This window comes from Methylobacterium gregans, from assembly GCF_022179245.1.
GTDB classification, from domain to species: domain Bacteria; phylum Pseudomonadota; class Alphaproteobacteria; order Rhizobiales; family Beijerinckiaceae; genus Methylobacterium; species Methylobacterium gregans.
Window position 1 is genome coordinate 21591 of the sequence record NZ_BPQM01000083.1, and the last position, 6501, is coordinate 28091.

At 69.8% G+C, this 6501-nt stretch carries 8 protein-coding genes and 1 tRNA gene; 2 read left to right on the top strand and 7 right to left on the bottom strand.

From position 1 onward, the window contains the following. Positions 1-2: 2 nt before the first annotated feature. From MFF54_RS16870 to MFF54_RS16885, 4 genes are all read right to left on the bottom strand, one after another. A complete protein-coding gene (locus MFF54_RS16870; protein WP_238304003.1) occupies positions 3-1166 on the bottom strand; it encodes an acyl-CoA dehydrogenase family protein in 1164 nt (387 codons plus the stop codon). A gap of 158 nt (positions 1167-1324) precedes the next feature. Then, complete coding sequence (locus MFF54_RS16875; RefSeq protein WP_238304004.1) at positions 1325-1588, bottom strand: hypothetical protein; 264 nt, start codon at positions 1586-1588, stop codon at positions 1325-1327. A 292-nt stretch (positions 1589-1880) separates the two neighbouring features. Next, on the bottom strand, positions 1881-2870 hold the full coding sequence (locus tag MFF54_RS16880) for a phosphoribosylaminoimidazolesuccinocarboxamide synthase (RefSeq protein WP_238304010.1): 990 nt from the start codon (positions 2868-2870) through the stop codon (positions 1881-1883). Positions 2871-2979: 109 nt separating this feature from the next. Next, positions 2980-3204: a hypothetical protein gene (locus tag MFF54_RS16885; RefSeq protein WP_238304005.1), complete on the bottom strand. Its 225-nt coding sequence runs from the start codon at positions 3202-3204 to the stop codon at positions 2980-2982. Positions 3205-3608: 404 nt separating this feature from the next. On the opposite strand from MFF54_RS16885, the gene MFF54_RS16890 reads away from it, so the two are divergent. After that, positions 3609-3785, top strand: a complete 177-nt coding sequence (locus MFF54_RS16890; RefSeq protein ID WP_238304006.1) for a hypothetical protein — start codon at positions 3609-3611, stop codon at positions 3783-3785. A 79-nt stretch (positions 3786-3864) separates the two neighbouring features. On the opposite strand, the gene glpK is transcribed toward MFF54_RS16890, so the two are convergent. Next, positions 3865-5370, bottom strand: a complete 1506-nt coding sequence (glpK, locus tag MFF54_RS16895; protein WP_238304007.1) for a glycerol kinase GlpK — start codon at positions 5368-5370, stop codon at positions 3865-3867. Positions 5371-5810: 440 nt separating this feature from the next. On the opposite strand from glpK, the gene MFF54_RS16900 reads away from it, so the two are divergent. Beyond that, positions 5811-6035: a hypothetical protein gene (locus tag MFF54_RS16900; RefSeq protein WP_238304008.1), complete on the top strand. Its 225-nt coding sequence runs from the start codon at positions 5811-5813 to the stop codon at positions 6033-6035. Positions 6036-6042: 7 nt separating this feature from the next. Here MFF54_RS16900 and MFF54_RS16905 read toward each other — a convergent pair whose 3' ends face one another. Together MFF54_RS16905 and MFF54_RS16910 are read right to left on the bottom strand one after the other, a co-directional pair. Then, on the bottom strand, positions 6043-6237 hold the full coding sequence (locus MFF54_RS16905; protein ID WP_238304009.1) for a hypothetical protein: 195 nt from the start codon (positions 6235-6237) through the stop codon (positions 6043-6045). A gap of 132 nt (positions 6238-6369) precedes the next feature. Continuing rightward, positions 6370-6445, bottom strand: a tRNA-Ala gene (locus MFF54_RS16910). Positions 6446-6501: the final 56 nt, after the last annotated feature.

Genomic DNA, 6501 nt, shown 5'->3' on the forward strand with positions numbered 1-6501 from the left:
CTTCAGAACGAGCGCGGCAGGCCGAGGATGTGCTCGGCCACGTAGGAGAGGATCAGGTTCGTGGAGATCGGCGCGACCTGATAGAGCCGCGTCTCGCGGAACTTGCGTTCCACGTCGTACTCGGCCGCGAAGCCGAAGCCGCCGTGGAACTGGATGCAGGCGTTGGCGGCCTCCCAGCTCGCCTTGGCGGCGAGGTACTTGGCCATGTTGGCCTGCGCGCCGCAGGGCTCGCCCGCGTCGTAGAGCCGGCAGGCCTCGTAGCGCATGAGGTTGGCCGCCTCGACCTCGATGAAACTCTCGGCGATCGGGAATTGAACCCCCTGGTTCTGGCCGATCGGGCGACCGAACACGGTGCGCTCCTTCGCGTAGGCGGTGACCTTGTCGATGAACCAGTAGCCGTCGCCGATGCACTCGGCCGCGATCAGCGCCCGCTCGGCGTTGAGCCCGGTGAGGATGTACCGGAAGCCCTGCCCCTCCTCGCCGATCAGGTTCTCGGCCGGGATCTCGAGGTCGTCGAAGAACAGCTCGTTGGTCTCGTGGTTGACCATGTTGAGGATCGGCCGGACCGCCATCCCCTTCTTCTGCGCCGCGTGCAGGTCCACGAGGAAGATCGAGAGACCCTCGGACTTCTTGGCGACCTGATCGAGCGGCGTGGTGCGGGCCAGGAGGATCATCAGGTCGGAGTGCTGGATGCGCGAGATCCAGACCTTCTGGCCGTTGATCACCCAGCGATCGCCCCGGCGCACCGCCGTGGTCTTGATCTTCGTCGTGTCGGTGCCCGCCGTCGGCTCCGTCACGCCCATCGATTGCAGGCGGAGTTCCCCGGCCGCGATCCGGGGCAGGTAGTGCCGGCGCTGCGCCTCGGAACCGTGCCGCACCAGCGTGTTCATGTTGTACATCTGCCCGTGGCAGGCGCCGGAATTGCCGCCCGAGCGGTTGATCTCCTCCATGATCACGGAGGCTTCCGTGAGCCCCAGCCCTGAGCCGCCATAGGCCTCGGGGATCAGCGCCGCCATCCAGCCGGCCTTGGTGAGCGCATCGACGAAGGCTTCCGGATAGCCGCGGGCCTCGTCGACCTTGCGGTGGTACTCGGGCGGGAACTCGGCGCAGAGCGCGCGCACCGCGTCGCGGATGTCCTGGTGCTGACCGTGGTCGATCGTCCGCATCGCGTCCTCCCCGCCGTCCCGCGCGTCCGGCACGGGTTCGGAACGATCTAGGAGGGTGCGGTCGCGGCCACAAATACAGCTTGCGTCACCGGGCCATAGCGTTCCGCTATAGGGCGGCGGCGCCCGTACGGTGCGGCGGCGCCCGTACGGTGCGGCGGCTAGCGCAGGTAGGCGGCCATCATCTCGGCGACGGCGCGGGTCGCGTAGGCCGGCGGGCTCTCGCCCCAGCGGACCGGGAAGGCCTCGACCACCCGGCGGCCGTCCAGGATCGCGTCGACCTCCTCGGACAGGAGCCCGTCGTCGAGGGCGGCTGCCAGCGCGGCCCGCCCGTGATCGCGGTCGCGCGCTGCCCACGGGGCGTCGTCGTCCGCCGGGAGCGCGGGGGTATCGAGAAGATCAAGCGTCGCGTCGAGATCGAACATCGCCATCGTCCTTGCGTGCCGGGCCAGTCGTCGGAACTGGGCCCGGACACGGCGGGCGCGGGCGCGATCTCCGCACCGCATCGGTCCTGTCGAAGTCGATCGTCTCGAAGCCGATCCTGTGGTTCAAAGCCATCGTGCCCGCTCGCCGCTCGGATGCGCGCGGCGTCCCCAAACGCCTGCGCCACGATGGAAATCTACGCCTCCGCCCCCGGAAAGTGCTTTCAAAGATCGGGCGCGCCGCAGGGCGTCCCTGTCGGCCGGCGGCGCCGGCCTGGAAGGTTCGCCGCCGGCCTCAGGCCGGCTCGCCCAGCAGCCCGGCCGCCGCGAGGTTGCGGCGGACGCGCTCCAGCGGGACCTCGGCCGGGTCGGGCAGCGCGAAACGCTCGCCCGTGATGGTCTCGTAGGCGCGGATGTAGACGGCGGCCGTCCCCAGCACGACCTCGGCGGGGATCTCGGGGATCGGGTCGCGGTAGGGGTCGCAGCGGGCCACCACCCAGTTGCGCACGAAGTCCTTGTCGAAGCTCTCCGGGCTCGTGCCGGCGGCGAGCCGCTCCGGATAGCTCTCGGCGAACCAGTACCGGCTGCTGTCCGGGGTGTGGATCTCGTCGGCGAGCAGGATGCGCCCGTCCGCGTCGGTGCCGAACTCGTACTTGGTGTCGGCCAGGATCAGGCCGCGCTCGGCCGCGAGCGCCTGTCCGCGCGCGAACAGGGCGAGCGCCGCCTCCGACACCGTGCGCCACTGCTCCGCGGTGAGCAGGCCCTTCTCCAGGATCTCGGCCTCGGTCAGCGGCTCGTCGTGGCCGCCGTCGAAGGCCTTGGTGGTGGGGGTGATGATGGCCTGCGGCAGCCGCTCGTTCGGGCGCATCCCGTCCGGGAAGCGGTGGCCGTACAGCGTCCGCTCGCCGGCCCGGTAGCGGGTCAGGATCGAGGTCGAGGTGGTGCCCGCCAGGTAGCCCCGCACCACCACCTCGACCGGCAGGATGTCGAGGCGCTTCGCCACCACGACGTTCGGGTCCGGGTAGGCGAGGACGTGGTTGGGGCAGATGTCGGCCGTGTGCTCGAACCAGAAGCGCGCGGTCCGGGTCAGCACCGCGCCCTTGAAGGGGATCGCGGCGAGCGCCCGGTCGAAGGCGCTGATCCGGTCGGTGGTGATGAGGATGCGCCGCCCGTCCGCGAGGTCGTAGTTGTCGCGCACCTTGCCGCGGTAGCGGTTCGGCAGCTCGGCGATGTCCGCCTCCTGCAGAACCTGATGGGCATGCGCGGCGAGGTCGGCCGGGTTCATCGACAGGCGCTCCATGGGTGGCGGTTTTCCCCGCCGGATCTCCCTGTCTTGTGCGCGCAACGCCACCCGAATGCCAGTCTCGGGCGATCGGCGAACCGTCAGCGGGCTCTCAGCGGGCCCGCAGCCAAGCGAAGGCCAAGCCGCCCGGGGGTGGACCGCCCCGGCCGCGCCGAACATTCGCGCGGAGGCCGATCAGGCAGGCCGCACCGGCAGTAACCGCGCTCGCGCCCAAGGGTGCCGCGACCAGCGCGAGCGCCGGGCCGAGGGGCTGCCACAGGGCGGCCAGGGTCAGGATCCCGCCCATCCACGCGGCGGACACGTACAGCAGCACCATCGGCGGCCTTCCGGAAAACAGCGTGCCGATGGTGACGCCGTTGTCTTAAGAAGATCCCCCGGAAGATTCGGTCCGTGCTCGACCATCTCCCAGCTGCCGCGGGATCCATCTAATCCATGCATTCAGCGCATGTCTCCCTCCCCCAATCCGGGGATGGTGCGGCGCAGCATGGCGTGTCACAACGATTGCGCACGATCGCGATGGCGTCGCGGTCGCGCAGCCCTCTTTTGGGCGTTTCCTCCCTAGACTTCGGGCCGCTCCTTCGGGGGTGGCCTTTTTTCTTGGTTCGGGTCCGAGGGTTTTTAATGCGCTCGGCGGGCGGGCTCAAGCACAATGATGCATCGGAGGCGGTGTGGTGTGCCGATCCGACTTGCCGCGCGCCGGTGCCGGGCAATATCTCCATCATGACGCCCTCTCGCGACGCCCCGGATAACGGCCCCGTGCTCGACGCGCTGGCGCGCGAGCGTCTCGGCCGGCAGCTTCAGGCCCTCTACGAGCCCGTTCTGGACGAGGGCCTGGATCCGCGGCTCGCCGAGCTGCTGCGGCAGCTCGACCGCGACCGCCAGGGCGAGGAGGGCTGAGCGGGGCGCTCAGATGCCGGCCGGCACCTCGAAGGGTCGTTCTTCCCTAACCGTTCCGGCGCGCTGACCGGCCGCCGGCTCACACCTCCGGCTCGGCCCAGTCGAAGGAGCGTTTCACGGCCCGTCCCCAGGCGGCGTAGATCCGGTCGCGATGGGCCGCGTCCATCTCGGGCTCCCAGCGCCGGTCGACGCCCCAGTTGCGCACGAGGTCGTCCTGGCTTCGCCAGTAGCCGGTGGCGAGGCCGGCCGCGTAGGCGGCACCGAGCGCCGTGGTCTCGGTGACCTTCGGGCGGACCACGGCGACGTCGAGGATGTCGGCCTGGAACTGCATCAGCGCGGTGTTGGCCACCATGCCGCCGTCCGAGCGCAGCTCGCGCACCGGAATGCCGGAATCCGTCGCCATCGCCTCCAGCACCTCGCGGGTCTGGAAGGCGGTCGCTTCCAGGCAGGCGCGGGCGATGTGGCCCTTGTGGGCGTAGCGGGTGAGCCCGATGATCAGGCCGCGGGCCGACTCGCACCAGTGCGGCGCGTAGAGGCCCGAGAAGGCCGGCACGAAGTAGACGCCGCCGTTGTCCGCGACGGTCTGGGCGAGCTGCTCGATCTCGGCGCTGTTCCGGATCAGCCCGAGATTGTCGCGCAGCCACTGCACCAGGGCACCGGTGATCGCGATCGAGCCCTCGAGCGCGTAGATCGCGGGTTTGCCGTCGAGCTTGTAGCCGACGGTGGTGACGAGGCCGCAGGTTGAGGGCACGGGCGTCTCGCCGGTGTTCATCAGCGCGAAGCAGCCGGTGCCGTAGGTGTTCTTGGCCTCACCCGGCTGGAAGCAGGTCTGGCCGAAGAGCGCCGCCTGCTGGTCGCCCAGGATGCCGGCGATCGGCACGCCCGCGAACGGCACCTTCGTGTCGCCGTAGACCTGGGAGGAGGAGACGATCTCCGGCAGCATCGCCCGCGGAATGCCGAAGGCCGCGAGCATGGAATCGTCCCAGGCGAGGCTCTCCAGCCCCATCAGCTGCGTGCGGCTCGCATTGGTCGTGTCGGTGATGTGCAGGCCGCCCTCTGGCCCGCCCGTCAGGTTCCAGATCAGCCAGGTGTCGATGGTGCCGAACAGGACGTCGCCCGCCTCGGCCTTCTCCCGGGCGCCCTCCACGTGGTCGAGCAGCCAGCGCAGCTTCAACCCGGAGAAGTAGCTCGCCAGCGGCAGCCCGGTGAGCGTCCGGAAGCGGTCACGCCCGCCGTCCCGCTGGTACGCGGCCACCAGCCGGTCGTTGCGGGTGTCCTGCCAGACCAGCGCGTTGTGCAGCGGCTTGCCCGTCCGCCGGTCCCAGATCAGCGTGGTCTCGCGCTGGTTGGTGATGCCGATCGAGAGAAGGTCCTGCGGCGCGAGGTTTGCCGCCTCCAGCGCCGCGCGCATCACCCCTTGCGTGTTCGCCCAGATCTCCAGCGGATCGTGCTCGACATGGCCGGGACGCGGGTAGATCTGCGCGTGCTCGCGCTGCTTGCAGACGATGATGCGTCCCTCGCGATCGAACACGATGAAGCGGCTGCTGGTCGTGCCCTGGTCGATCGCGCCGACATACTGCCTCATGGTCTCCTCCCTGGCTGGTCCATGGTCAGGCCGGTCTTCGCCGGCTCCTTGTCGGGGATCTCCGAGGGCCCGAGGCCCTTGGGCGAGGTCCGGGGCGCGCAGCCCCGGGGCCCTGCCCTGCACTCGCGAAAGATCTCAGACCTCCCGAAACCTGAACATCCGCGCCGCAGGCAGCCTCCGCCTCGCGCGATGGGTCTCCGCCCTTGCGATCCCGCGCCGATCGTGTTCGCTCACGCGGGATCGATACCGAACGGTAGCGGCATTTCGAGCGGCCGGGGAGCGCCCGTCTGCGGTTACGCACGCCCCGTCCCGCAGCCAGCCCCAGGCTTGTCCACCGCATTCGCGGGATCCCGGTAAGGTCTTGTTAAGGGCCGGAGGCCGAGTTCTGGAGGCCCGACTGCGACGCCCCTCGGCGCGCCGGGCCACCCTGGGAGAAGCCCGTGCCCGATCCGAGCGCAGCCTTGCTCGAACTGGCGAACGAGATCGTCGAGTTGCGCCTGCAACTCGCTGAGGTGCAGGACCAGTGCGTGGAGATGGCCGTCGATTCCGGCGAGCTGCAAGCCGAGGTCATGGCTCTCCGCGCGGAGCTCGCGGCCGTTCGGCGCGAGCGCGACGGGTTTCGCGAGCACCTTCGCCGCTGCGGCGCCGACCGGTTCGCTGCCTGAGAGGGGATCAGCGACCGAGCCGGCGCGATCCGGCGGTCGCCCGCTTGTGGGCCTCGATGGCGCTGATCAGGGCGCGGCCGCGCCGCTCATGCACGGAGGCCAGGATCGTCAGGAGCTGGCGTTCGGCCGCCGTCCGGCTCCGCTGCGCGCAATCCCGCAGGGCCACGGCGTAGCGGACATGCTTGAAAGCTTCGTCGAGCATCTCTCGCCCGCTCCCTCATCCCCGGAACAGGCTTACGCCATGCCGCCTAACACGGCGTTGCGGTTACTATACGCCAGACGCGACAAAGCCGCCTCGCGGGGCAGCGAGGCGGCTTTGTCGGAGGATGAGGATTGGTGGAGCTAAGCGGGATCGAACCGCTGACCTCCTGCATGCCATGCAGGCGCTCTCCCAGCTGAGCTATAGCCCCGAACTGTTGCCGACGACCCTTGGGAGGCCCGCGAAGTTCGTATGTCTGAGATCGTG